Source organism: Streptomyces sp. CB01249, assembly GCF_001905735.1.
GTDB lineage: Bacteria > Actinomycetota > Actinomycetes > Streptomycetales > Streptomycetaceae > Streptomyces.
This window is the reverse complement of sequence record NZ_LISW01000001.1, coordinates 801901-827273: the sequence shown is the minus strand read 5'-3', so window position 1 is coordinate 827273 and position 25373 is coordinate 801901. Positions and strand designations below refer to the sequence as shown.

Sequence of the window (25373 nt, the reverse complement as noted above, 5' to 3'; positions counted from 1 at the left end):
TGGATCATCACGGGTGGGCGAGACCTTCGGTCAGGTATGACACGCCCACGCCCTGTGGGCGGTGCCGTCATGCCGGGCCGAGTGGTCCTCCGAAACGCCGACCGGCACTTCGCGGAGATCCGGGGCCCGGCTCGTACAGAAAGCCACCCGGAATGCATCTCGACCCCCTGGCGATCATCACCGCTTTCGGGCTGATCTTCCTCGCCGAGCTCCCGGACAAGACGATGTTCGCGTCGCTCGCCATGGGCACGCGCATGCGCCCGCTCTACGTCTGGTTCGGCACCTCGTCCGCGTTCATCGTGCACGTCGCCATCGCGGTGGGGGCGGGCGGGCTGCTCGGTCTGCTGCCCGACTGGATCGTCAAGCTCGTCTCCGCCTCCCTCTTCGCGTTCGGCGCGTTCATGCTGCTGCGCGGGGGCGGCGGTGACGAGGACGACGACGAGGGCCCGAAGACGGTGACCGGGTTCTGGCCGGTGTACTCGACGGCCTTCATGGCGGTGTTCATCAGCGAGTGGGGCGACCTCACACAGATCACGACCGCCAACCTGGCGGCCAGCAACGGCGCCTGGTCGACCGCCATCGGTTCCGCCGCCGCCCTGATGTCGGTCTCGGCGCTGGCGCTGCTGGCGGGCCGGTTCATCGCGAAGCGCGTACCGCTGAAGACCGTGCAGCGGATCGGCGGGCTGTGCATGCTGGGCCTGGCGATCTGGACGGTGACGGAGATCTTCACCGGCTGAGCCACGTCCATGCCGTACGGCGAGGGGCCCCGCACACGCGTGTGCGGGGCCCCTCGCCGTACCTGCCGGTCAGAACAGCGCCGGGGTGCTCGCCTCCGTACCGTTCTCGAACGCCAGCAGGCGCTGCTTGCGGTCCAGGCCACCCCCGTAGCCCGTGAGGCCGCCCGAGGCCCCGATGACCCGGTGGCAGGGCACGATGATGCCGACCGGGTTCTTGCCGTTGGCCAGGCCCACCGCCCGGGAGGCCCCGGGCTTGCCCAGGTTCTCGGCGAGTTCGCCGTAGGACCGGGTCTCGCCGTACGGGATGAGGCGCAGCTGCTCCCAGACGCTGCGCTGGAACGGGGTGCCGTCCAGGTGCAACGGCAGGTCGAAGTCGCGCAGTTCACCGGCGAAGTAGGCGTCGAGCTGGCGGATCGCCTCGGTGAAGGGGCGGGGGTCGGGTGCGCCGAAGGTCTCCTCGGGGGGCCGGTGGCGCTGACCGGTCATGTAGAGCCCGGCGAGGACGCCGTCGGTGGCGACGAGGGTCAGCGGGCCGTAGGGGCTGTCGGTGACGGTGTGCTGCCGGGTCACGGGGCACTTCCTTCCGCGTCCGGGAGGTGGTTGATGGGGTGGTCGTCCACGGTCCAGAGGTACTGGACGGCGTACGCCCGCCAGGGGCGCCAGCCCGCCGCGCGGGCGGTCAGGGCGGCCGGGGTGGAGGGCAGGCCCAGCTGCTGGGCGGACCTGCGGATGCCGAGGTCGGTCGGGAGGAAGGCGTCCGGGTCGCCGAGGGCGCGCATCGCGATGACCTCGACGGTCCAGGGGCCGAAGCCGGGCAGCGCGGCCAGTTCGGCGCGGGCCCGGTCCCAGTCGGAGTCGGGGCCGAGGCGCAGCGAGCCGTCCGCCAGGGCCTGGACGAGGGTGGTGAGCGTGCGGCGGCGGCTGCGCGGGAGGGCCAGTTGCTCGGGGTCGAGTCCGGCCAGCGCCTCCGGGTCCGGGAAGAGGTGGGTGAGTCCGCCCTCGGGGTCGTCCACCGGGGTGCCGTGGGCAGTGACCAGGCGGGCGGCGTGGGTGCGGGCGGCGGCGGTGGACACCTGCTGGCCGAGCACGGCGCGGACGGCGAACTCGGCGCCGTCGACGGTCCTCGGCACCCGGCGGCCCGGTGCCGTGTCGACCAGCGGGGCGAGCAGCGGGTCGGTGCGCAGCTGCTCGTCCACGGCGACCGGGTCGGCGTCCAGGTCGAGGAGCCAGCGGCACCGGCTGATGGCGAGGGTCAGGTCGCGCGGGTCGGTGAGGGAGAGCCGGCAGGCGATGTGGTCGGGGCGCGGGGTGAGCGCGACGATGCCGTGGCCGTGCGGCAGGGCGAGGGTGCGGCGGTACGCGCCGTCGCGCCACTCCTCGACCCCGGGGACGGCGGTCGCCGCGAGGTGGCCGAAGAGGTTGCTGGGGTTGAGCGGGGCGCGGTACGGGAGGCGCAGCGTGATGACGCCGGGGGTGGCGGGCGCGGGTGCGGTGCGGGCGGCCCGGGTGCGCAGTTCGCCGGGGGCGAGGGCGAAGACCTCGCGGACGGTGTCGTTGAAGGTGCGTACCGAGGAGAACCCGGCGGCGAAGGCGATCTCGGCCATGGGGAGCGCGGTGGTCTCGATGAGCACGCGGGCGGTCTGGGCGCGCTGGGCGCGGGCCAGGGCGAGCGGTCCGGCGCCCAGCTCGGCGAGCAACTGGCGTTCGATCTGGCGGGGCGAGTAGCCGAGGCGGGCGGCGAGGCCGGGGACGCCTTCGCGGTCCACGACCCCGTCGCGGATGAGCCGTATCGCGCGGGCCACCGAGTCGGCGCGGGCGTTCCACTCCGGGGATCCGGGGCTGGTGTCGGGGCGGCACCGCTTGCAGGCCCGGAACCCGGCCTGCTGGCAGGCGGCCGCGCTCGGGTAGAACGTCATGTTCTCGGCCTTGGGCGGCACGACGGGGCAACTCGGGCGGCAGTAGATCCGGGTGGTCAGGACGGCCGTGAAGAACCAGCCGTCGAAGCGGGCGTCCTTGGACCGGACCGCCCGGACGCAGCGCTCGGTGTCGGTGTGCATGGTTCAAGGATGGGCCACCGGTGGGGGCGGAGGCTGGCGGAAATCCGACACGTGCGTCGGGCTGCCTGGGGCTGCCCGACGCCCGGTGCGGCTCAGCCGAGGAGGGCGGAGGCGAAGATCCCCGGCAGCCGGGTCGCCTTCGGGTCGGTCGTGTACGCGGTGAGGCGTTCCATGGTCGTACGGCCGGTGCGGTTGGTGACGTAGTACGGCGGGCGCGGGGACAGGGACGGGGAGCCGGTGAACAGGCCGCGCGGGGCGGGTGCGAAGGGGGCGCGGACGACCGCCTTCTCGACGTGCTCCAGCATGAACGCGTTGTGCACGAAGCCGACGCCGCTGCCGATGTCCTGGCGGCTGTGCCCGGGGAAGGCGCCCCAGGGGGTGTAGCCGAGCAGGAAGCCGAACGCCGACCAGCAGTTGACGCCGAGGGTGCCGTAGCGGAGCCCGGCGACCGCCTCCTCGACCGCGTGGCGGTGGGCGCGTTCGGTGCGGGGGTGGACGAGCAGGGTCGCGCCGAGGGTGCCGGGGAGCCGGTCGTTGGCGAACTCCGTCGCCGCGCGCAGGAACGCGGGCGCGTCGGCACCCGGCAGGCGTACGACTCCGAGGGCGCTGGCGAACACCTCGATGTCGAGCATCGGGTCGCCCATGTCCGTGATGTCGGGGACGAGGAGGCGGCAGGCGCCCTCGCCGTGGGTCTCGGCGTCCGGGTGGGCGCGGACCACCGCGTCGAGGCGGTCGTCCGCGCCGGGGTAGTAGTCGGCGCGGGGCGGCAGTTCGCGCAGGACCCGGCGGATCTCGGCGAGCAGCCGCTCGGTGCCGTCCCACTCGCGGGGGACGACGAGGATCTGGCTGGCGACGCAGTTGTGGCCGGAGTTGTTCATCTTGCTGGTGACGATGTGCTCGGCCTGGAAGCGGAAGTCCGCCGCGCTCCATGGTCCCGGGGTGACGATGCAGGGGCTGACGCCGCCGAGTTCGCTGGTGAACGGCTTGTCGTTGAGCGGGGTGTCCTCGCTCCTGCGCCGCTCGGCCTGGTCGTCGGTGCCCCAGACGATCGCGTCGTGGGTGCGTTCGCTGCCGGTGACGTGGATGGTGTCGACGCCGTCGTGGGTGGTGAGGTAGGCGCCGGTGTCGGCGCCGCCGTCCACGAAGCGCACCCAGCCCTTGTCGATGAACTCGGCGAACACCTTCTCGAAGTGCGGGCGCAGGTAGGCGTTGACGGGGTTCATCTTGGCGAGGACGACCTCGCCCTCCGCGTACAGCTTGTGCAGGATGTCGAGCGGGGTGATCGCGGGGACGTTCCCCGCGCCCAGGACCAGGGCGACGGCCGGGCTCCCCTGCCGGCCCCGGTACTCCCCCGCCGCGTCCGCCAGTGCCTGCGCGCGGGTGGTCCCGGGGAGGGTCCACACCTCGGCGGTGAACCCGTTGAGCAGGAGGCGGTCCGTCCCGGTGGCGGGGAAGACGTCGACCAGGACGCGGCCCCCGCGTTCGCGGACGGCCGTGCGGTCGACCGGGTCCTGTCCGGCGGCGAGCCTGCGCAGCACGTGGAGGTAGGCGCTCACCGTCTGGGCCAGGGCCCAGGGGGCGGTGACCCAGTCCTCGGCGGCCCAGGCCGAGTCGGCGGCGTACCCCTTGGCGGCGGCCGCGTCGGCGACCATGGCGGGCGCGGTCTCGGCGATGCGCGGGAGCATGCGCTCCAGGAGGGCGACGCGTTCGGGGAGCGGCGTTGCGGTCCAGGTGGCGGCTCGGTCGCGGAGTTCGGAGACGGCGAGGTCGAGCGGGCTGGTGTCCAGTGCGGGGGCGGCGCTCACGGGCGGGCTCCTTGGGTGGTCCGGTGGGGGGAGGGTCAGGGGGTCGGGCGGGCGGTGTCCCGTGCCGGGTCGATGAGCCAGAAGGATGCCGCAGCCCCCAGGGCGAGGAGAAGACCGGAGAGCACGACGGCGTTCTGGTAGCCGCCGGTCCCCCGGGCGTCGACGAGGGCGCCCACGACGGCCGGTGCGGCCAGTCCGGCCAGGGTGACCAGGGCGTTCATGACGCCGAGCGCGCCGCCTGCCCGGTCCGGCGGGGCCAGTTCGCTGACGGTGGTCGCCGCGACGGCCGCGTACGAACCGCCGAACCCGAAGCCGAGGGCGATCAGCACGGTCTTGGCCGTGGAGCCGTCCGCGAGGGGGACGGCCAGGCAGCACAGGGCGCCGAGCGCGAGCAGCGTGCCGCCGACCCAGCCCCGGGCGCGGCGGCTGCCGGCGCCGCGCCGCATGAGCCGCCCGGTGACACCGGCCTGGGCGAGCAGGACGACCGCGCCGATGGTCCAGGGTGCGACGACGACGGTGCCCGCCTCACCGGCCGTGTAGCCGAGGGCGTTGCGGAGGTAGGACGGCAGCCAGACCAGCATGAGGGCGACGGTCCAGTAGCTGGTGAAGTAGGCGAAGGTGGCGCCGATCCAGGTGCGGCTGGTGAGGATCGCACGGTACGGGACCGGGGCGGCGGGCGCCTCCTCGCGTACGGGTGTCCGGGCGGTATCGACGCGGTGTCCGCCGTCGGCGCCGAGCACCTTCCAGACGGCGGCCCACACGAGGCCCACGGCCGCCAGCACCCACAGGGCGGTGCGCCAGCCGTGGTGCTGGATGACCCAGGACAGGCCGGGCGCGGAGGTGATCACGCCGAGCGTGACGCCGAGGGTGATCAGGGCGCCCGGCAGGTTGCGCCGGTCGTTCGGGAACCAGGCGAGGGTGGCCTGCTGGGCCACGGGGAAGGCCGGGCCCTCCGCCGCGCCGAGGAAGACCCGGGAGGCGACGAGGACGGCGAGGCCGCCGCCGATCGCCGCGGGCACCTGGGCCACGGACCACAGCAGCGCCATGAGGAGCAGCAGGATCTTCGGCGACACCCGGTCGGCGGCGAGCCCGACCAGGACGGCGGCGACCGAGAAGAGCAGGAAGAACGCGCCGTTGACGAGGCCGAACTGAGTGGCGGTCAGGTGCAGGTCCGCGCGGATCTCGTCGGCGGCGAGGCCGAGCACGGACTTGTCGGCGAAGTTGACCATCATGAAGACCACGAGGAGCGCGGTCACCGTCCAGGCCCGGGTACGGGTGCCGGCGGGTGCCACCGCTGGGGTGGGGTGCGGGGGCCGTTCGATCGGTGCCGCGGTCATGGGATCTCCCGGGAAGAGGGGCGGAGGGTGGGTCAGGAGAGCGGGACACCGGCGATGGCGATGCGCTCCATGACGCGGCGCTGCGGGAAGTAGTCGTTGATCGCGTAGTGCTGGGTGGCGATGTTGTCCCAGATGGCGATCGAGTCGGCCTCCCAGTGGAAGCGGACCTGGTACTCGGGGATGCGGGCCTGGAGGACCAGGATGTCGAGCAGTTCGCGGCTCTCGGCGTCGGACAGCCCGTTGATGCGGGTGGTGAAGGGCTCGTTGACGTAGAGGGTCTTGCGCCCGCTGCGCGGGTGGCGGACGACGACGGGGTGCTCGACCTGCGGCCAGGACTTACGGAACTCGGCCTTCTGCTCGTCGTTCATGAGGGCGCCCCAGCTGGGTGCCCAGTCGTGCACGGCGGTGAGCTCGGCGATGCGGGCCTTCAGGTCGTCGGGCAGGTTGTCGTAGGCGGCGGCCATGTCCGCCCACATCGTGTCGCCGCCCGCCCCGGGCACCTCCACGGCGCGCAGGACGGAGCCGAGCGCCGGGTTGACCATGAACGAGTGGTCGCTGTGCCAGATGTTCTTGTTGCCGGCGGCCTTGGCGTCCTTGGCCAGGCGCGAGACGCCGGCCGTCCCGGTCTTCGGGAAGAACGGGTTGGGCTCGGGCGGGCCCCAGACGCCGGACAGGGCGAGCTGGTGCTCGGCGGTGAAGCCGGTCTGCTTGCGGAAGAAGATCACCTTCCACTCCAGCAGCGCCTGGCGCAGCTCCTCGGCCAGCTCCTCGGTGATCGGGCGGGTCAGGTCGACTCCGTCGAGCACGGCGCCGAAGTGCGGGGTGAGCGGGCTGATCCCGACCTGCCGGTACGTGACCGGCTCGGCGCCGGGCGCAAGGCGTTCGAGGGTGCGGCTCCCGTAGTGCATGAGCGGCTTGTCCAGGACCGGCTTGGGATGCGTGACAGCGGTCTGCATGGGTGTTCCTCCCGGCGGTGCGCTAATTACGTAACCAGCAGTATCGATATGAGGATGCGGCGGGGCAAGGGGTGGGGCGCATCGATTTCCCGGGCCCTCCGGTGACCGTCACGGACGCTTTCGGGCATGCCGAAGCGCCCGGCGGCGAGGCCGGGTGAAGGGTGCGGGAGGCCCGCGATTACGCCGGGGCGGCGACCGCCCGGCCGATGAGGTCCACCACGGAGTCCACCAACTGCTGGTCCGGCAGACGCTGTTCGCCGACCATGCGGAAGACCAGCGAGGCGGCGACGAGCGTCGCGGCGGCGGCGATGTCCACGTCGTCCCGGACGTCGCCTCGTGCCACCCCGCGCTCCAGGAGGTGGCGGGTCTCGCTCATCACGCGCGCCGCGTAGTCGCGGTACGCGCCCGGCTCGGCGCCCGCCTCCGAGGCCGAGCCGATCACCCCGGCGAGCAGCCGCGCGACGCCCGGCTGCCGGTACGCCTCCATGCGCGCCGTCAGCACGGCGCGCAGCTCGGCCCGGAAGTCACCCATGTCGGGGACGGTGAGCGGCCCGATCCGGGACTCGGCGGCGGCCAGGACCAGGTCCTGCTTGGTGGCCCAACGCCGGTACATGGCCGGTTTGCTGACACCGGCGCGGGCCGCGACGGCGTCCATCGTCAGGGCGCCCATGCCGTTCTCCGTGACCAGCTCGACCACGGCCTCCAGGACGGCCCGGGTGACCCGCTCCTCGCGGGGTCTGCCGGGGCCCCGCTTCGCTCTGGTCACCTGTTCGTCGGCCATGGCCCGACCCTACGCGGCTCGGCCCCGCCGCCCGCCGCAGGGGTGCGGGCCCGGGCTCACCGCGTCAGCTCCTCGCGCAGGACGTGCTTGGTGATCTTCCCGGACGGGGTACGCGGCAGGGCGGGGCGCAGGACGAGCTCGCGGGGCACCTTGTAGCGGGCGATCCGGGTCTCCAGCCAGGCGCGGACGCCCTCCAGGTCGAGCGCGGCGCCCTCGCGCGGGACGACGACGGCGACCACGGTCTCGCCCCACTGGGGGTGGGGCCGGCCGACGACGGCGACGTCCAGGACGTCCGGGTGGCCGCGCAGGGCGCCCTCCACCTCCTGCGAGGCGACGTTCTCGCCGCCGGTGATGATCACGTCCTTCATCCGGTCCACGACCGTGACGAACCCGTCCTCGTCCACCCGGCCCAGGTCGCCGCTGCGGTACCAGTCGCCCGCGAACACCTCGGCGGTGGCCTTCTCGTCGTCCAGGTAGCCCACCATGCGGGTGTCGGAGCGCAGCCAGATCTCGCCGGTCTCCCCCGCCCCCGCGTCCGTGCCGTCCTGGCGCACGACCCGCAGCTCGACCCCGGGCATGCCGCCCCTGCCGATCGCACCGGCCTTGGCGACCTGCTCGGCGGGCGGGAGCGAGGCGCCGACCGGGCCCGTCTCGCTCATCCCGTACACCTGGTGGAAGTCCTCGGAGCCGTACGCCTTCATCAGACGGCGCGCGGTGTCCGCGTCGAGCGGTCCGGCGCCGTAGATCCAGGCCCGCACGGACGAGAGGTCGTACGAGGCGAAGTCGGGGACCGCCTGCGTCGGCGCGATGAGGGCGATCGGGGCGCCGAACATCGCGGTGACGCGTTCGCGCTGGATGACCTCCAGCATGCCCCGGGGCTCGTACTCGCGCTGGAGCACCACCGTGCCGCGCGTCAGCAGCGTGCCCATCACCCAGTTGTTGAGCGGGGACGCGTGCCAGACGGGCATGCAGATCAGGAACCGCTCGTCGCGGCGCAGCGGAATGGCGGCGGCGGTGTAGGCGGCGGTCAGGGTGATCGTCCGGTGGGTGTGGACGCAGCCCTTGGGGGTGCCGGAGGTGCCCGAGGTGTACAGGATCTGCGCGACCCCGTCGTCCGTCCCGGGGTCCCCGGTCCACGGCTCGGCGGCCGCGATGCGCGCCTCGAACGCGTCGGCGGGCAGGGCGTCCGGCGCGGCGTCGGGGTGGCTGACCAGCCAGGTCACCCCGGCATCGGCGGCGGTGGCGCGCTCCCCGATCTCCACGTCGACGACGGCGATCCTTGCCCCGCAGTGGGTCAGCTGGCGTGCCACCTCGCCCGTCTGGAGCTTGTGGTTGACGGGGACCAGGGTGGCGCCCGCGTACCAGGCGCCGAACGCGGCGAACAGGAAGGCGGGGGTGTTGTACGTCATCACGGCCAGCCGGTCGCCCGGCCGGAGCCCGGCCTCCCGCAGCACGGTCGCGGCGCGGCGGGCCGCGTCGGCGAATTCCCGGTAGGACCACCGCTGCTCACGGTAGACGACCGCTTCGTGGTCGCCGGCCGAGCGGACTGCGCTGTCCAGCAGGGTACTGAGGTGCATCACGTTCTCCTGACGAGCCGGACCGTGCGAACGGACCATGGCGGGAAACTCTGAATGATGGTTCACTTCTTTCATGGCCTACCGCAAGACCCCAGCCGAAATCAGTCGGCTCGAAGCAGCCAGGGAGCATCTGATCGCCGCCGCCACCTCGGTGGTCACGGAGGTCGGCTGGTCGCAGGCGTCGGTCACCGCCGTCGCCGACTCGGCCGGTATCGCGGCCGGCTCCGTCTACCAGCACTTCTCGTCCAAGGCGGCGCTGGCCGTCGAGGTGTTCCGGCGCGCCGCCGGGCGCGAGGTCGAGGTGCTGGGCACCGTGCTGCGCGAGCCGGGGACCCCGGTCGAGCGGCTGGCCCGGGGCGTCGAGGTCTTCGCCCGCCGCGCCCTGGAGAACCGGGGCCTGGCCTACGCGCTGCTCGCCGCCCCGGCCGATCCGGCAGTCGGCGCCGAACGCCTGGAGTACCGCCGCCGCTACCGCGCGCTGTTCGCCGAGGTCGTCCACGCGGGCATCGAGGAGGGCCTGCTGCCCGCGCAGAACGGCGAGATCACCGCCGCCGCGCTCACCGGCGCGGTCGGCGAGGTCCTGGTCGACCCGCTCGGCGCCGGGGACGGCGCGACCACCGAGGCGCTGCTCACCGAACTCGTCGCCATGGCCCTGCGGTGTGCGGGCGCCCCGCCCGCACAGCAGCCCTGACACCCTTCCACCAGGAGGTTCCCGTGCCCGAAACCGTCGCCCCGCGCAGCAACCCCACCGCCGCGACCCACGAAGTGACCAACCAGGCACCGCCGTTGACCGGACACGACGCGGCCGACGACGCGGTGCTCCTGGAGGGCCTGCGCCGCGAGGGCGCCGAGTGGCACACCGAGGAGCTGCACCGCCTCGGCCGTCTCGTCGGCAGCGCGCAGGCCCAGGAGTGGGCCGAGCAGGCCAACACCAACGAGCCCGTGCTGCGCACTCACGACCGCTACGGCAACCGCGTCGACGAGGTCGACTTCCACCCCGCCTACCACCACCTGATGAACGCCTCGGTGAGCGCGGGCCTCGCCGGCGCCGCCTGGGCCGACGAGCGCCCCGGCGCCCATGTGGCGCGCGCGGCCGGTTTCATGGTGATGTCGACGCTGGAAGCGGGCCACCTGTGCCCCGTCTCGATGACGTACGCCGTCGTCCCGGCGCTGCGGCACGCCCCCGACCTGGCAAAGACGTACGAACCGCTGCTGACCAGCCGGGTGTACGAGGCAGGGCTGCGCACCCCCGCCGAGAAGCCGGGACTGCTCGCCGGGATGGGCATGACGGAGAAGCAGGGCGGCACCGATGTGCGCGCCAACACCACGGCGGCCACCGAGGCGGGCGACGGGACCTGGCGGCTGCGCGGGCACAAGTGGTTCACCAGCGCCCCGATGAACGACCTCTTCCTCGTCCTCGCCCAGACACCGGGCGGCCTCTCCTGCTTCCTGGTACCGCGTGTCCTGCCGGACGGCAGCCGCAACACCTTCCGCATCCAGCGACTCAAGGACAAGCTCGGCAACCGGTCCAACGCCAGCAGCGAGCCCGAGTTCGACGACACGGTCGCCTGGCTGGTCGGCCCGGAGGGCAAGGGCGTGCGCACCATCATCGACATGGTGACGATGACCCGGCTGGACTGCGTCATCGGCTCGGCGGCCGGTATCCGCGCCGCGCTCGCCCAGGCCGCCCACCATGTGCGCCACCGCTCGGTGTTCGGCGCCAAGCTGATCGACCAGCCGCTGATGCGCAATGTGATCGGGGACCTCGCGGTCGAGTCCGAGGCGGCGACCACGCTCGGGCTGCGGCTCGCCGGGGCCGCCGACCGGGCTCAGCGCGGCGACGCACAGGAGCGGGCGTTCCTGCGGCTGGCCACGGCGGTGTCCAAGTACTGGGTGTGCAAGCGCCAGCCGGTCGCGGTCGCGGAGGCGCTGGAATGCCTCGGCGGCAACGGCTACGTCGAGGACTCGGGCATGCCGCGCATGTACCGGGAGGCCCCGCTCAACGGCATCTGGGAGGGCTCGGGCAATGTGAACGCGCTGGACCTGCTGCGCGCCCTGGCCCGGGAGCCGGAGTCGCTGGACGCCTTCCGCGCCGAGGTCGAGGCCGCCTCGGGGGCGGACCGCCGGCTGGACGCGGCCTGGCAGGAGCTGCGCGGCGAGCTGGTCCTCACCGAGGACGCCCCGCTGCGGGCCCGGCGGCTCATCGAGCGCGCGGCGCTGGTGCTCCAGGGCTCGCTGCTGGTCCGGCACGCGCCGACGGCGGTCGCCGACGCGTTCTGCGCCTCGCGGCTCGCCGGGGACCGGGGCCTCGCCTTCGGCACCCTCGCGCCGGACACGGACTTCGCGGGGCTGTTGGAACGGCTGCCCGCGTAAGCGCCACCGAACGGAGCCGGACCGCCCCCGCTACCGGGCGTCCGGCTCCGTTTCCATGAGCGCCCGCACCTCGGCCGCGTGGGCCGCGCCCGCCGGGTAGGGCAGGGCCCGGACCAGGTCGTCGGCACGTGTCAACGCCTCCCGGGCCGCCTCGCCGTCGCCGAGCCGGTGCAGGGCCAGGGCGAGGACCGTCCGGGCGTCCGCCTCGGCGAGCCGTTCGCCGGTGCGGGCGGCGCGGGCCACCTCGTCGCCCGCGAGGCGCCGCGCCGCCTCGGGCCGCCCGCAGTGCAGCTCGGCCCAGGCGGCGAACACCGGCACGTCCCGCTCATGGCCCTCCACGGCGCGGCGCGCGTGGCCCGGGAGCCCGTCGCGCAGGGCGAGTTCGGCACGGGCCGCCCGTACCTCGTGGCCCGCCTGCCGGTCCACAAGACCCGGCGAGGACTGCGCCCTGTCGAGCAGGGCGGCGGCGTCCCGGGCGTCCCCGGTGCGCATCCGGACCAGGGCGAGGGCCGTCAGGGCGTACGGAAGGCACCAGGCGTCGTTCTGTTCGGCACCCGCGACCGCTGCCTCGGCGAGGGTGCGCGCGCTGTCGAACTCCTGGAGCAGCAGCCACAGTTCGGCGAGGTTGGCCCGTTCGAAGGCGGCCCCGGCCAGGTCCCCCGACTGCTCCACGAGATCGAGGGCCCGCTGCCCGGTGGCCACCGCCTCACGCAGCCGCCCGCTGCGCCGCTCGTTCTCCCGCAGGATCGAGAGGACCTGGCCGAGCAGGGTCGGGTCGCCGTACGCCTCGGCCGGAACCAGCGCGAGGTCCGCCGCCTCATGGGACTTGTCCAGCCGCCCGGTCAGGCCGAGAACGCTGGCCCGGAGCGAGTGGACCCGGGCCAGCAGCCCGTTCCCCGGCATGCCCGGCACCCGCAGCGCGCAGGCCAGGGCCGGTTCGGCGGCCGACAGGGCGTCCTCGTAACGCCCCTGGATGCGGCACAGCACCGCCTCCGCCAGGTAGTGGCCCGCGGCAGGCTCCGGCGGGCTGTCCGGCGTCACCGGGTGCGCGGCCAGCACCTGCCGCCCGGCGTCGGGCAGGCCGGTGCGCCCGAGGGTGTCGGCGAGCCAGGCCGCCGCGAGCACGATGTCCTCCTGGTCGCCGCGCCGGACGAACTCGTCCAGCGCGAGCCGCAGCACCTCGGCGGCCTGGGCGAAGTTCCCCATGCGGCGCAGCACCTGGCTGTGGGCGAGACGGGCGCGGGCGGCGTCCACGTCGAGCCGGGCGACCAGGTCGCGGTAGTAGCGGTCGGCGGTGTCGTTGGCGAAGAGGGCGGCGGCGCGGGCGGCGGCCCGGCGCAGGTACTCGGCGGCGCGCGGGTCGTCGGCGCGGGTGAAGTGCGAGGCCAGGGTGTCCACGGCGTCGGGGCGGCGGCGGAGCACCGCCTGCGCGAAGGCGCCGTGCAGCTGCCTGCGGCGGATGGCGGAGAGCTTCTCGTAGCAGGTGAGCCGGACCAGGGGGTGGCGGAAGGTGAGGCCCACCTCGTGCCGCCCGCCGACCAGGATGTCCCGCTCCTCGATCAGCGAGGCGTCCATGGCGCGTTCCAGCGCGTCGGTGGCGGCGCCCCCGGTGACGACGGGATGGAGTCCGTGCGCGGCGACGTCGAGCAGTTCCGACAACGATGTCTCCGGTCCGGCCACGGAGAGCGCCTCGACCATCCTCCGGGCGTCGTGGTCGAGCCGCGCGAGCCGGTCCGCGACGAGCTGCCGCACCCCGTCCGGGGCGACGGTCCCGGTGCCGTCGGCCATGCCGTGGGCCAGCTCGACGGCGAACAGCGGGTTGCCGAGGGAGAGTTCCCAGATCCGGTCCGGGGCCCCGGAGGCGGGGGCGGCGGCCGGCCCGACCGTGTCGCGTACGACGGCGAGGCACGCCTCCTGGTCCAGGCGCGGCACGTCCTCGCGGACGGCGAGGCCCTGGCGGGCGAGGGAGGACAGACCGGCACCGCGCGGGTCGCCGTCGGGTATCTCCTCTTCCCGGTACGTCACGAGGAACCGCCAGCCGTCCGTCCGCGCGGCCCGCCGGGCCAGGTGGCTCAGCAACTGGAAGGAGCCCAGGTCCGCGGCGTGCAGGTCGTCCAGCACGATCAGCACCGGCTGTACGGTGGCCAGCTCGCCGAGCAGACCGGCCGCGGCGCGGAAGAGGCGGTCGCGCTCCTCCTCGGGGCTGCGTTCGGAGTCGGCGCGGACCCGGCCGAGCGCCGGCAGGAACGCGGCCAGTTCGGGGTACTCGCCGCCGACGCGAGCGCGTTCCGCCTCGTCGCGTTCGGCCAGCCAGCCGTCCAGGGCCTCGGCGAAGGCGCCGTACGGGGTGTGCCCCTCCGCGTCGTGTCCGCCGCCCCACAGGACGGCGGTGCCGGAGGCGGCCGCCTGCCGGGCCACCTCGCCGACGAGCCGGGTCTTGCCGACGCCCGCCTCGCCGGTGAGCACGGTGACGACGGCGGGCCCGTCCGCCGCGAGCAGCCGCCCGAGCACGGCCTCGCGCCCGCGCAGCGGGGTGGCGGCGGGGACGCGGAGCGAGGCGGGCAGGGAGGGCGCGGACGGCGGTCCGGCGGGCTCCGCCGCGAGTGCGGCGCGGTGCAGGCGCTCGGTCTCCGGGCCCGGCCGTACGCCCAGTTCGGCATCGAGGGCCGCCCGGCAGACGTGGTACTGGCGCACCGCGCGGCGGCGCAGCCCGAGCCGGGTGTAGGCGTCGATGAGGAGGCGGTGGGCCAGTTCCTCGGCGGGGTTGTCGTCCAGGAGCCGTTCCGCGAGGGTGACCGCTTCCTGCGGCTCGCCGGCCAGGAGGTGGGCGTCACCGAGGGCGAGGAGCAGCCGCTCCTTGAGATCGGCGAGCTGGGAGCGGCGGCCGTCGGCCCAGTCGGCGTAGCGGTCCTCGGGGAGGAGTTCGCCGGAGAAGCGCTCCAGGGCCTCGCGGAGGACGTCCACGTCACCGGCGGCGAGCGCGGCCCTGGCCTCCTCCTCGGCGCGGTCGGCGTCGATGCGGACGCGGGCGGGGTCGAGGTAGAGCAGTCCGCCTTCCGAGCCGAGGTACGAGGAGGTGGCGCGGGAGGCGAGCTCGGGTTCGAGGGCCCGGCGGGCGGCGTGCAGGGCGACGCGCAGACTGCCCTGGGCCGCCTGGGGGTCGGCGTCCGGCCAGCAGACGTCGATGACCTGTTCGCGGTGGAGCCGGTGTCCGGGGACGACGGCGAGCAGCTTCACCAGGGACTGCGCGGTCTGCCTCGGCCAGCGCTCGGCCAGGGCCGGTCCGCCGTCGCGGGTCACCCGGAAGCCACCGAAGAGATGTATGCGCACCAGGGGCGGGACCTGGTCCGTGCTGGGTGCCGTGTGCCGCTCGTTCATGAGGGCGCCCACTCTAACCGGGCCCGCTGTGGCCCCCGGCCGGCCACCCCGGTTGTCCGTTCGGCGCAACCCCGCTCGCGCGCGCCCGCCGGTCGCCGTTGCCTGGACAGTCAGGGATCCGGATCCGGCGGGAGGCGCGGTGGACGACGGCGGCGCGGCGGCGCGTGACGGCTCCTCGGCCGCGGAGGTCGAGGCCCTGCGGGAACGGGTGGCCGCGCTGGAGTCGGCGCGCGCCCGGCCGCCCCGGCATCGCGGCCGGTCCTTCCTCGCCGCCGTCCTCATCATCCTCGGCTGTCTGCTCGCCCCGCTCTCCGTCGTCGCCGCGTGGGCGTCCGACCAGGTCGGGGACACCGACCGGTACGTGGACACGGTCGCCCCGCTCGCCTCCGACCCGGCCGTCCAGGACGCCGTCGCCGACCGGGTGACCGACGCGCTCATGACCCGGATCGACCTGTCCACGCTGCTGTCCGGGGTGTCGCCGGACGACCGGCCCCGGCTGGAGAAGGCGCTCGGGCGGCTCGGCGGTTCGCTGGAGGACGCGGTTCGCAGTTTGGTTCACGAGAGGGCGCGCGCGGTCGCCGCGTCGGACGCCTTCGAGAAGGTGTGGACCGAGGGCAACCGGCGGGTGCACCGGGCCGTCGACAAGGCGCTGACCGGGAAGGGCGGCGGCGCGGTGGAGCTGACCGACGACGCCGTCACGCTGGACCTCGCCCCCGTGGTCGACCGGGTCAAGCAGCAGCTGGTCGACCGGGGCATGACGGTGGCCGGGCACATCCCGGAGGTCCACACCGACATCACGCTCATCAGGTCGGACGACATCGGCAGGGTCAGGACGTACGTACGGGTCCTGCAGTTCCTGGGCGACTGGCTCGCGGTGATCGCCGTCCTGCTGATCGCCGGGGGCGTGCTGCTCTCGGTGCGGCGGCGCCGGTCGCTGGTGGCGGGGGCCCTGGGCGCGGCGGTCGCCGTGGGGCTGCTCGGCATCGGGCTGCGGATCTTCCGGGCGGTCTATCTGGACGCGCTGCCGGCCGGGGTGTCGCCGGGGGCGGCGGGCGCGGTCTACGACGCGATGACCCGGTTCCTGGGGACGACGGTGCGGATGGTGGTGGCCCTGGGGGTCGTCGTCGCACTGGCCGCCTGGCTCACCGGTCCGGGGCGGCGTGCGAGGACGGTCCGGGGACTGTGGACGTCCGGGATCGGCGCGGTGCGGGCCACGGCCGACGGGGCGGGGCTGCGGACCGGTCCGGTGGGCCCGTTCGTCCGCCGGTTCCGCGCCTGGTTCACCTGGCTGCTGGTGGCGGGCGCGCTGGTGGTCTATCTGATGTGGGCGCATCCGACGGGGTGGGTCGTCGTGGGGATCGCGCTCTGTCTGCTGTTCCTGCTTGCGGTGGTGGAGTTCCTGGCGGCCGGGGACCGGGTACCGGCCGTCGGGGCCGTCCGAGAGAGGACCTGAGGAGATGGCGGGAGTCGACGCCGACGCGGTCCGGAGGATGACTGGTGCGCTGTTCATCGAGCGCGGGCTGCGCAGTCCGAGCTCGACCCGGTTCTGGGGGCTGCTCGTGCTGGCCGCCGTCATCGCGAGCGCGGGGGTCGTCGGGGACTCGACGGCCACGGTGATCGGGGCGATGATCGTCGCCCCGCTGATGACGCCGATCCTCGGCTGCGCGCTGGCACTGGTGCTGGCCCGCCGGCGTCAGGTGGTGCGCTGTCTGCTGCTGGTGACCGGGGGCGCGCTGGCGGTGGTGGCGATCGGGATGCTGCTCGGCTGGATCGCGGCCCCGCCGGACGCCTTCGCCTCGAACAGCCAGGTCTCCTCGCGGATCAGCCCGCGCCTGATCGACCTGCTCGCCGCGCTGGCCACCGGCACGGTCGGTGCGTTCGCCCTGGTGCGCGCCGACATCTCGGACACGCTCCCGGGCGTGGCCATCGCTATTTCCCTGGTACCGCCGCTGGCCGTGACGGGGCTCCTGCTGACGGTGCACCGCTACCACGACGCCGGGGAGTCCGCGCTCCTGTTCGCGACCAACGTGGCCGCGATCGTCGCCACCGGCACCGTGGTCTTCCTCTGTTACGGCGTCCGGGCGGGCGCCGAGCGGGCGCGCATGCGGGTCGGGCGGTTCCGGGGCTGGACGCTCGTGGCGGTTTCCTGTGTCGTGGTGCTCGTCGCTGCCCCGCTCACCGCCGGAACGATCAGCGTGGCCCGGGACCGTTCGCTGGCCGCCGACGCCCGTCCGGTCGCGGAGCGGTGGGCGGCGACCGGGAAGTGGCAGATCGCGTCCGTGGAGGCGCGCAACGGCATCGTGGTCATCGGCGTGCTCGGCCTGCCGCCGCAGCCGGCGCCGACCGCGCTGCGCGAGGCGCTGGACGACCACGGCATGCGGGACGCCGACCTCGAACTCCACCTGGTCGGCGGGCGTACGCACTGGTGCCCGGCGGACACCGACACCTGCACGGTACGGGAGGGCGGGCGCAGCTGATCCGCGTCAGCGGCGGCGGCCGGGCTCCCCCGACGCACGCAGCCTTCGCCAGACCGCCTTCGCCGCGTGGTGTCCGGACATGCCGTGCACCCCGGGGCCGGGCGGGGTCGCCGAGGAGCAGAGGAAGACCGCCGGGTGCGCGGTGGCGTACGGGACGCGGGCCAGCTTGGGGCGGATGACGGTCTGGAGGCCGGCGAAGGCACCGCAGGCGATGTCCCCGTCCACGTAGTTCGCGTTGCGCTTCGCGATGCCGGGCGGCCCGGCGACCGCGCGGGCGAGGACCAGGTCGCGGAAGCCGGGGGCGAACCGCTCCAGCTGCCGTTCGATGACCTCGGTCGCGTCGCCCTGCCAGCCCGCCGGGACATGCCCGTACACCCAGAAGACGTGCTTGCCCTCGGGGGCGCGGGAGGGGTCGACCAGGCTGGACTGCGCGGTGATCAGGAAGGGGACGCGGGGGTCGCGGCCGTCGACCGCCCGGTGCAGGGCGTCGTCGATCTCGCCCGCGGTGGGGCCGATGTGCACGGTGCCGGCCCGGCGGGGCTCCTCGGCGGTCCACGGGACCGGGCCCGACAGCGCGTAGTCGATCTTGAAGCAGGAGGCGCCGTAGCGGTACCCCTGGTAGGCGCGGCCGAGACCGGCGATCCGGGCGAGGGCGGCCGGGGAGGTGTCGAAGACGTAGGCGCGGGCGGGCGGCAGTTCGTCCAGGCGCTTGACCTCCGTACCGGTCGTGATGGTGCCGCCCAGCTCCCGCAGATACGAGGCGAGGGCGTCGGAGATGGCCTGCGAGCCGCCGCGCGGAACGGGCCAGCCCCGCTCGTGCGCGGCGAGCGCGAAGAGGAGGGCGATGCCGCCGGTCGCGAGGCCGTTCGTCGGCGCGATGGCGTGCGCCGCGAGGCCGGCGAGCAGGCCGCGCGCCTTCTCGCCCCGGAAGCGCCGCGAGAGCAGCGAGGCGGGCTGGATCGCGTCGAGCCCGAAGCGCGCCCAGCGGTACGGGTCGCCGGGCAGCCCGTCCCACGGGGTGCGCAGGAAGTCCCGGGCGAGGCTGTCCCAGTGGCCGAGGTAGGGGGCGAGGAGCCTGCGGTAGGCGCCCGCGTCCCCGGGGCCGAGCGACATCGCGGTCTCCCCCACCGAGGCGGCGAGCACGGCGGCGGTGCCGTCGGGGAAGGGGTGGGCGAGGGCCAGCTCGGGCTGGATCCACTCCAGGCCGTGCCGGTCGAGGGGCATCGTGTCGAAGGCCGGGGAGCCTATGGCCAGGGGGTGCACCGCGGAGCAGGGGTCGTGCCGGAAGCCGGGGAGCGTCAGCTCCTCCGTACGCGCGCCGCCGCCGACGGCGGGTCCGGCCTCGAAGACCTGGACGGCGAAGCCCCGGCGGGCCAGTTCGACTGCGGCGGTCAGTCCGTTGGGGCCCGCGCCCACCACGACCGCATCGAGCATCGACGGCACCTTCGGACTCCTTTGTCAGCCGACGGTCGGAGCACCCAGGATATTCGCAGGCACCGACAGCCGGGGGCCGGGTAGTGTCCTCGCCCGATGACCTCAGAGAACTTCGCGGGACCCGCCGATTCCGGAATGACCGCCCGGGTCGCCGAGATGGCCGCCCGGCTCACCCAAGTGCCCGGTATCCGGGCCGTCCTGCTCGGCGGCAGCCGGGCCCGGGGCACCCACCGCCCGGACTCCGACTGGGACCTCGGCGTGTACTACCGCGGTACGCCGGACACCGCCGCCCTGTCCGCACTGGCCGCCGCCTTCCAGGGCTCCCCGGCCGAGGTGACCGGCCCCGGCGGCTGGGGGCCGTGGGTGAACGCGGGCGGCTGGCTGCGGGTGGACGGCGTCCAGGTCGACTGGATCCTGCGCGACGTGGACCGGGTCCGGGCGGTCTGGGCCGACTGCCGGGAGGGCCGCTACGAGGTGGGCGTCCAGCCGGGCCATCCGCTGGGCTTCTGGTCGCTCGCGTATCCGGGCGAGGTCGCCCTCGGGCGCGTACTGGCCGATCCGGACGGGGAGTTGACGGCCCTTCGGGAAGAGACATCGCGCTACCCGGAGCCGCTGCGCAAGGCGCTGGCCGATGCGGCCTGGGAGGCGGAGTTCTCCGTCGCGGGGGCCCGCAAGTCGGCCCCGGCGGGCGACCGGCTGCACGTCTCGCTCTGCCTGTCCCGCGCCTTCGGCATCCTCGCCCAGGCGCTCCACGCCCACCACCGCACCTGGTGCCTCAACGAGAAGGGCGCCGTCGCGGCGACCGCCGCCCTCCCCGAGACCCCGCCCGGGTTCGCGGAGCGGGTCGACGCGGCACTGCGCGGGCTGGACCCGGCGGCGGTGGAGACGGCGGCGGAACTGGTCCGCGAGGTGCGCGAGGTGCTGGCCGCCGCTTCGTGACGGGGCTCAGTCCGCGCGGATCGCGGTGACGCTGCGGGCCAGCAGGTCGCGCAGCGTGTCGCGTTCCTCGGGGGTGAGCGCGTCCGCGATGCGGCGTTCGATGCGGACCGCGCGCTCGTCGGCGAGGCGCAGGGTCTCCGTGCCCGCGTCGGTCAGCCGGGTCTCCAGCATCTTCTGGTGGTAGGGGTGGGCGGACCTGGCGATCAGGCCGCGCTCCTCCAGGTGTTTGAGCACCCCCGCCATCGCCTGGGGGGTCACCAGGCACTCCCGGGCGAGGGCCGCGCCCGAGATCCCGGGGTTGGCGGAGAGCGCGAGCAGCGCCGCGTACTGCGCGACCGTGAGTTCGGCGTCCTTGAGCGCGGCGCTCTTGGCTGCCATGAGGGCCTGCTCGGCGCGCTTGATGTCCAGGCCGAGGCGTTCACCGGCGGTCATTCCCATGGTCGCGAGCGTACAGCGCCGGATATACAGCAGGAACCGAACCCAAGGCAAGCATGGAATACGTATCAAGCTCTTGATATAACTCAACCCATGGATACCTACACGGCACCCGACACCTTCAACGGAACCGTCCTCATCACCGGCGCCACCCAGGGGCTCGGCCTCCACCTCGCCCGCGACCTGGCCGGGCGCGGCGCGACGCTGCTCCTGCACGGCCGCGATCGGACCCGGCTCGACCGGGCCGCCGCCGAGGCGCGGGAGCTCTCGGCCGGCCGGGCCGAGGTGCGCACGTATCTCGCGGACCTGTCCGACCTCGACCAGGTCCGGGCCATGGCGGCCGCCGTCCGCGCGGCCGAGCCCCGGCTCGATGTGCTCGTCAACAACGCGGTGGCGGGCGGCGGAAGCGAACCGCTGCGCCGCGAGTTCGGCGCACAGGGCCACGAACTGCGCTTCACGGTCAACCATCTGACGCCGTATCTGCTCACCAAGGAGCTGCTGCCGCTGCTGTCGGCTTCGGCGCCCGCGCGGGTGGTCCAGGTGGCCTCGATGGGCCAGGCCCCCGTCGATCTGGACGACGTCATGATGGAGCGCGGTTACGAGGGCCTTGAGGCGTACTGCCGGAGCAAGCTCGCGATGATCATGGCGACGTTCGACCTGGCCGAGGAGGAGACGGCTCGCACCGGCGTCACCGTCAACGCGCTGCACCCGGCCCATCTGATGGACACCGAGGGCGTGCGCGCGTACGGGCTGACGCCCGCCGTCTCCATCGAGGAGGGGGTGCGCCCGACGGTGCGGCTGATCACCGACCCGGCGCTCGCGGAGGTCACCGGCCGCTATTTCGACCGGTTCACGGACGCGCGGGCGCACGACCAGGCCTACGACCCCGAGGCCCGCAAGCGGCTCACCGCGCTGACCCGGGAGCTGCTGGACCTCTGACCGGCCCGCCCGCCGTCAGGCGCCCGTGCGCAGCGCCGCCAGGACGCGGTCGGCGGTGGCGCGGTCGCGGGCTGCGGTGAAGGGCAGGGCGTTGCCGCCCGCGATACGGAACGGCTCACCGGCCAGCGTGGACTGCGTGCCGCCCGCCTCGGCGACGAGGAGGAGCCCGGCCGCATGGTCCCAGGCGTACTCCCAGTTGAAGGCGACGGCGTCGCTCTCGCCCCGGGCCACGGCGAGGTATTCGAGGCCCGCCGAGCCGCAGGGGCGGGCGGCGAAGCCCTCGGCGCGCAGGCCGAGCAGGGCCGCCTTCTGCTCGTCGGTGGTGTAGTCGGGGTGGGACATCGCCACGCGCAGCACGGCGTCGGGCGCGGGCGAGCCCGCCCGGATCGGGGTGCCGTCGACCCGCGCTCCCCGTCCGCGTACGGCGACGGCCATCTCGTCCAGGGCGGGGGCGTAGGTCCAGGAGGCCAGCAGTTCGCCGCGGTGGGCGAGGGCGACCAGGGTGCAGAAGCCGGGCTCGCCGTGGACGAACTGCCGGGTGCCGTCGACCGGGTCGACGATCCATACGGGCGCCTCGCCGCCCAGCGCCTCGTACACCTTCGGGTCGGCGTGGACGGCCTCCTCGCCGACGACGACCGAGCCGGGCAGGAGCCGGCCGAGGGAGGCGGTGAGGTGTTCCTCGGCGCGCCGGTCCGCGACGGTCACGAGGTCGTGAGGGCCGTTCTTCTCGACCACCTCGTGGGCGGCGAGCTGCCGGAAGCGGGGCATGATCTCGGCGGCGGCCGCTGCGCGGACCGCCGCCTCGATGTCGGTCAGGTCACCGGCGAGGAAGGCATCGATCATGCCCCCAGCCAATCATGGGCCCCCGGGGCGCCGGAGGGCCGGTCCGGTCAGCCGTTGACCGTCCACTTCTGGTTGGCCGTTCCCGCGCAGGTCCAGATCTGCAGCCGGGTGCCGTTGGCGGAGTTGTTGCCCGTGACGTCCAGGCACTTGTTGGCCTGGGGGTTCACGATGTCGCGGGCCCCGCTGACCGCCCATTTCTGCGCGGCCGATCCGTTGCAGTCCCAGAGCTGGACCGGGGTGCCGTCCGCCGTACCGCCGGAGGCCACGTCGAGGCACTTGCCGAGCGCCCGGATGGTGCCGTCCGAGCCCACGGTCCACTTCTGCGCGGCGGTGCCGTTGCAGTCGTAGAGCTGGACCGGGGTGCCGTTCGCGGTGGCGGCGGCGGCGACGTCCACGCACTTCCCGGCGAGCCCGGTGATCCGGCCGCCCGTGGCGGGCGGCTGGCTGTCGTTGGTGGTGACGCGGACGTGGTCGACCACGAGCTGGTTCGGGAAGGCGGTGCTGCCGTCGGGGTCGCCGGGCCAGTAGCCGCCGACCGCCAGGTTGAGGATCAGGAAGAACGGCTTGTTGAACGCCCAGGCGTTGCCGTTCGTGTCGGCCGGGGTGCGGTGCTGGTAGACGTTTCCGTCCACGGACCAGGTGATGGAGTCGGGCGCCCAGTCGACGGCGAAGGTGTGGAACGCGTCCGCGAACGCCTGGCCGTTCGGCAGGGTGTAGCCCGCGCCGATGCCGCCGGAGCCGGAGTAGCCGGGCCCGTGCAGGGTGCCGTGCACGGTGGAGGGCTCGAAGCCGACGTTCTCCATGATGTCGATCTCACCGGAGTTGGGCCACCCGACCTGTCCGATGTCGTTGCCGAGCATCCAGAAGGCGGGCCACATGCCCTGGCCGCGCGGGATCTTCATGCGCGCCTCGACATGCCCGTACGCCTGGGTGAACTTGCCGGAGGTGTTCAGCCGCGCCGAGGTGTACTGACAGGTCCCGTACCAGCACTGGTAGTTGGAGGGATTCTCCTTGCGCGCGGTGATGACCAGATGGCCCTGGCCGTCGAGCGCGGCGTTCTTGTTGCCGGACGTGTAGTACTGCCGCTCGTGGTTGTTGACGTTGTCGCCGGTCTCGATCTGCCACTTGCTGCCGTCCACGGCCGAACCGGCCGCGCCGTCGAACTCGTCGGAGAACGTCGTCGTGGCGGTCGCCGCGGCCTGCGACATCGGAGCGGCACCCGCCGGGGAGGGCCCGCCGGTGCCGGCCAGACCCGCGGTGGCCAGGGCGAGAGCGAGGGCCGGGAGTACGGAGCGCAGCAGGCGCCGCGAAAGGCGTGGGGAGTCCATGACTCTCCCTTCCGGTGTGTATGGGGAGGGAAGGGGAACCCCGCCGTGCACACGTAAGCCATGTGCATGACAGGTCGAGCACACACGATGGAGCGGACATGGTGGAGCGGGCATGGGGTACTTGGTTCGCTACGTGATTTAAGAAGTGAAGAAAGCCCGTGTCAAGACTTTGGTACGGACCACAGAAGTCGAAGTGACGGGCGCCCCGCACACGCCAACGGTCCGCAGGCACCAGAGGTGTGCCTGCGGACCGGTGCTTCGGCGCCGTGGGGCGCCGGGCGTCACTTCTGCCAGCCGACCGTCTCCGGCAGCGGGGTGTAGAAGATCGTCGCGCCGACGTTGGCGAGGCCCTTCTTCACGCCGTACGTGGAGGGCCCGCTGAACAGGGGCAGGAAGGCGTACTCCTGGAGCGCCTTCTTCTCGACCTTGTTCACCGCCGCCGTCTGCTCGTCCAGGTCGGCGATCTCCGTGGTGGCGCGGATCTCCTTGTCGAGGGCCGGGCTGCCGGAGCCGGTGATGTTGGAGTCACGGTCCGAGCAGTAGAAGTCGCACAGGTAGCGGGCGCCGAACGGGTCCATGGAGCGGTTGCCCGACAGGAACAGGTCGAACCTGCGCTCGCTGATGGTCTTGGCGAAGTCCGCGTCGTCGCCCTTCCGGATGTCGAGGTGGATACCGGCCGGCTTCAGCATCGCGGCGAGGGCCCCGGCAGTGGCCTTGCCCAGCGGGTCGTCACCCAGGAGGGTGTAGCCCACGTCGAGCTTCTTGCCGTTCTTGACACGGACGCCGTCGGAGCCGGGCTTCCAGCCTGCCGCGTCGAGCGTCTTCTTCGCCTCGGCCGGGTCGTACTTCAGGACGGCCGACAGGTTGTCCTCGTACCCCTTCTGGAAGCTGTAGAGCACGGCCGAACCGGGCAGCGGCTCCTTGTAGTCGAGCCCCTGGAACTGGATCTTCGCGATCTGGGCGCGGTCGACGCTCTGCTGGACCGCCTTGCGGACGGCCTTCTCGGAGAGGACCGCCGACTTGGTGTTGAAGTACAGGGAGTACTCGAAGGGGCTGCCGCCGCTGCGGATCTCCGTGCCCTTGAGGCCCTTGACCTGCTTCAGGCTCTCCGCGTCGACGGCGGAGGTGTAGTCCAGCTGGCCGTTCTTGAAGGCGTTGACGCCCGCCGTGGACTCCAGGTTGACGTACACCCGCTTGTCCAGTTTGCCCTTCCTCCCCCACCACTTGGGGTTGCGGACGAAGGTGATGTTGCCCGAGTGGGTGTCCCACTTGCCGACGGTGTACGGGCCCGCGCCCCACTCGGGGTGGGCCTTCTTCACGTACGCCTTGTTGAAGTTCTCGACCGTCGCCGCCTTCGGGTGCAGGAAGGTGGTGAACAGGGTGGACCAGGAGGCGTTGACGCCCTTGAAGGTGATGACGGCCTCCTTGGCGTCCTTCCCCTTCGCGACGGACGTGATCTGGTCGTAGCCGTCCGTGGAGGAGGCCGCGAACTCCTTGTCCGAGCCGTTGTTGGCCTTCCAGGTGGCCTCGATGGCCCGCCAGTCGATGGGCGTCCCGTCGTTGAAGGCCGCCTTCGGGTTGATCGTCAGGACGACCTTCTGGTTGCCGCCGTCGACGGTCACCTTCACATCGCTGTAGTAGTCCTTGTTGTACTGCACGTCACCGGTAGGCGAGTACGTGATCGCGTCGGCGTTGTACCAGCCCCACACCCGGGACGCGGTCAGCGTGGCATTGACGTTGAAGGGGTTGCCCTGGTCGTCGAAGGTACCGACGGTGGTGTACGTGCCGCCGTCCTTGATGTTCTCGTACGGCTGCGGGTTGTAGTCGACGGCGGCCGACGCGGCCTTGGGCGCATTCTTGGCGCCCCCGCCGGAGTCGTCGCTCCCGCCGGAGGACTGGCACGCGGTGGCGGCGACGGAGACGGCGGCGATCAAGGCGACGGGCATGGCCAGTCTTGCGCGCATGGCGGAGTGTTCC

Annotated in this window: 20 protein-coding genes; 7 read left to right on the top strand and 13 right to left on the bottom strand. The window is 73.5% G+C overall.

Translation table 11 applies throughout. The annotated features are described in order from the left end of the window. The first annotated feature begins 152 nt into the window (after positions 1–152). Entirely contained in the window at positions 153–737 is a 585-nt protein-coding gene (locus AMK18_RS03480) for a TMEM165/GDT1 family protein (RefSeq protein WP_018100375.1), read from the top strand. Positions 738–806: 69 nt separating this feature from the next. On the opposite strand, the gene AMK18_RS03475 is transcribed toward AMK18_RS03480, so the two are convergent. From AMK18_RS03475 to AMK18_RS03445, 7 genes are all read right to left on the bottom strand, one after another. Beyond that, positions 807–1307 carry a methylated-DNA--[protein]-cysteine S-methyltransferase gene (locus AMK18_RS03475; protein WP_018100376.1) on the bottom strand — a complete coding sequence of 167 codons (501 nt, stop codon included), beginning with the start codon at positions 1305–1307 and terminating at the stop codon, positions 807–809. Continuing rightward, the gene (locus AMK18_RS03470; RefSeq protein ID WP_073861588.1) at positions 1304–2794 is read right to left on the bottom strand and encodes an AlkA N-terminal domain-containing protein; all 1491 of its coding nucleotides are present in this window, start codon (positions 2792–2794) and stop codon (positions 1304–1306) included. Before AMK18_RS03470 ends, AMK18_RS03475 begins: the two co-directional genes overlap by 4 nt. A 92-nt stretch (positions 2795–2886) precedes the next feature. After that, on the bottom strand, positions 2887–4599 hold the full coding sequence (locus AMK18_RS03465; protein ID WP_073861587.1) for an aldehyde dehydrogenase family protein: 1713 nt from the start codon (positions 4597–4599) through the stop codon (positions 2887–2889). Between the two features lie 35 nt (positions 4600–4634). After that, positions 4635–5936, bottom strand: coding sequence for an MFS transporter (locus tag AMK18_RS03460; RefSeq protein ID WP_073861586.1), 1302 nt, complete (start codon positions 5934–5936; stop codon positions 4635–4637). 32 nt (positions 5937–5968) lie between these two features. Further along, entirely contained in the window at positions 5969–6892 is a 924-nt protein-coding gene (locus AMK18_RS03455) for a TauD/TfdA dioxygenase family protein (protein ID WP_018100380.1), read from the bottom strand. Positions 6893–7070: 178 nt separating this feature from the next. After that, the gene (locus AMK18_RS03450; RefSeq protein WP_018100381.1) at positions 7071–7673 is read right to left on the bottom strand and encodes a TetR/AcrR family transcriptional regulator; all 603 of its coding nucleotides are present in this window, start codon (positions 7671–7673) and stop codon (positions 7071–7073) included. Between the two features lie 56 nt (positions 7674–7729). Continuing rightward, positions 7730–9250: a class I adenylate-forming enzyme family protein gene (locus tag AMK18_RS03445; RefSeq protein WP_073861585.1), complete on the bottom strand. Its 1521-nt coding sequence runs from the start codon at positions 9248–9250 to the stop codon at positions 7730–7732. Positions 9251–9323: 73 nt separating this feature from the next. Here AMK18_RS03445 and AMK18_RS03440 point away from each other — a divergent pair, with 73 nt between their 5' ends. Then, positions 9324–9941 carry a TetR/AcrR family transcriptional regulator gene (locus AMK18_RS03440; protein ID WP_018100383.1) on the top strand — a complete coding sequence of 206 codons (618 nt, stop codon included), beginning with the start codon at positions 9324–9326 and terminating at the stop codon, positions 9939–9941. 23 nt (positions 9942–9964) lie between these two features. After that, entirely contained in the window at positions 9965–11623 is a 1659-nt protein-coding gene (locus AMK18_RS03435; RefSeq protein WP_073861584.1) for an acyl-CoA dehydrogenase family protein, read from the top strand. 30 nt (positions 11624–11653) lie between these two features. On the opposite strand, the gene AMK18_RS03430 is transcribed toward AMK18_RS03435, so the two are convergent. After that, positions 11654–15001 carry an ATP-binding protein gene (locus AMK18_RS03430; protein WP_073861583.1) on the bottom strand — a complete coding sequence of 1116 codons (3348 nt, stop codon included), beginning with the start codon at positions 14999–15001 and terminating at the stop codon, positions 11654–11656. A gap of 139 nt (positions 15002–15140) precedes the next feature. Here AMK18_RS03430 and AMK18_RS03425 point away from each other — a divergent pair, with 139 nt between their 5' ends. Together AMK18_RS03425 and AMK18_RS03420 are read left to right on the top strand one after the other, a co-directional pair. Beyond that, a complete protein-coding gene (locus AMK18_RS03425; RefSeq protein WP_073861582.1) occupies positions 15141–16454 on the top strand; it encodes a hypothetical protein in 1314 nt (437 codons plus the stop codon). Positions 16455–16458: 4 nt separating this feature from the next. After that, the gene (locus AMK18_RS03420) at positions 16459–17478 is read left to right on the top strand and encodes a DUF389 domain-containing protein (protein ID WP_073861581.1); all 1020 of its coding nucleotides are present in this window, start codon (positions 16459–16461) and stop codon (positions 17476–17478) included. Between the two features lie 6 nt (positions 17479–17484). On the opposite strand, the gene AMK18_RS03415 is transcribed toward AMK18_RS03420, so the two are convergent. After that, positions 17485–18921, bottom strand: a complete 1437-nt coding sequence (locus tag AMK18_RS03415) for a phytoene desaturase family protein (RefSeq protein ID WP_073861580.1) — start codon at positions 18919–18921, stop codon at positions 17485–17487. A 126-nt stretch (positions 18922–19047) separates the two neighbouring features. Here AMK18_RS03415 and AMK18_RS03410 point away from each other — a divergent pair, with 126 nt between their 5' ends. Next, entirely contained in the window at positions 19048–19851 is an 804-nt protein-coding gene (locus AMK18_RS03410; protein ID WP_079199216.1) for a nucleotidyltransferase domain-containing protein, read from the top strand. Positions 19852–19857: 6 nt separating this feature from the next. Here the strand turns inward: AMK18_RS03410 and AMK18_RS03405 are convergent, their stop codons facing one another. Continuing rightward, a complete protein-coding gene (locus AMK18_RS03405; RefSeq protein WP_241836437.1) occupies positions 19858–20289 on the bottom strand; it encodes a MarR family winged helix-turn-helix transcriptional regulator in 432 nt (143 codons plus the stop codon). 90 nt (positions 20290–20379) lie between these two features. On the opposite strand from AMK18_RS03405, the gene AMK18_RS03400 reads away from it, so the two are divergent. Further along, a complete protein-coding gene (locus AMK18_RS03400; protein ID WP_073861577.1) occupies positions 20380–21225 on the top strand; it encodes an SDR family NAD(P)-dependent oxidoreductase in 846 nt (281 codons plus the stop codon). Positions 21226–21240: 15 nt separating this feature from the next. Here AMK18_RS03400 and AMK18_RS03395 read toward each other — a convergent pair whose 3' ends face one another. From AMK18_RS03395 to AMK18_RS03385, 3 genes are all read right to left on the bottom strand, one after another. Beyond that, on the bottom strand, positions 21241–22068 hold the full coding sequence (locus tag AMK18_RS03395) for an inositol monophosphatase family protein (protein ID WP_073861576.1): 828 nt from the start codon (positions 22066–22068) through the stop codon (positions 21241–21243). Positions 22069–22115: 47 nt separating this feature from the next. Next, positions 22116–23396, bottom strand: coding sequence for a glycoside hydrolase family 16 protein (locus tag AMK18_RS03390; protein ID WP_020207239.1), 1281 nt, complete (start codon positions 23394–23396; stop codon positions 22116–22118). A gap of 281 nt (positions 23397–23677) precedes the next feature. Next, positions 23678–25342 carry an ABC transporter family substrate-binding protein gene (locus AMK18_RS03385; RefSeq protein ID WP_073861575.1) on the bottom strand — a complete coding sequence of 555 codons (1665 nt, stop codon included), beginning with the start codon at positions 25340–25342 and terminating at the stop codon, positions 23678–23680. Positions 25343–25373 lie beyond the last annotated feature (31 nt).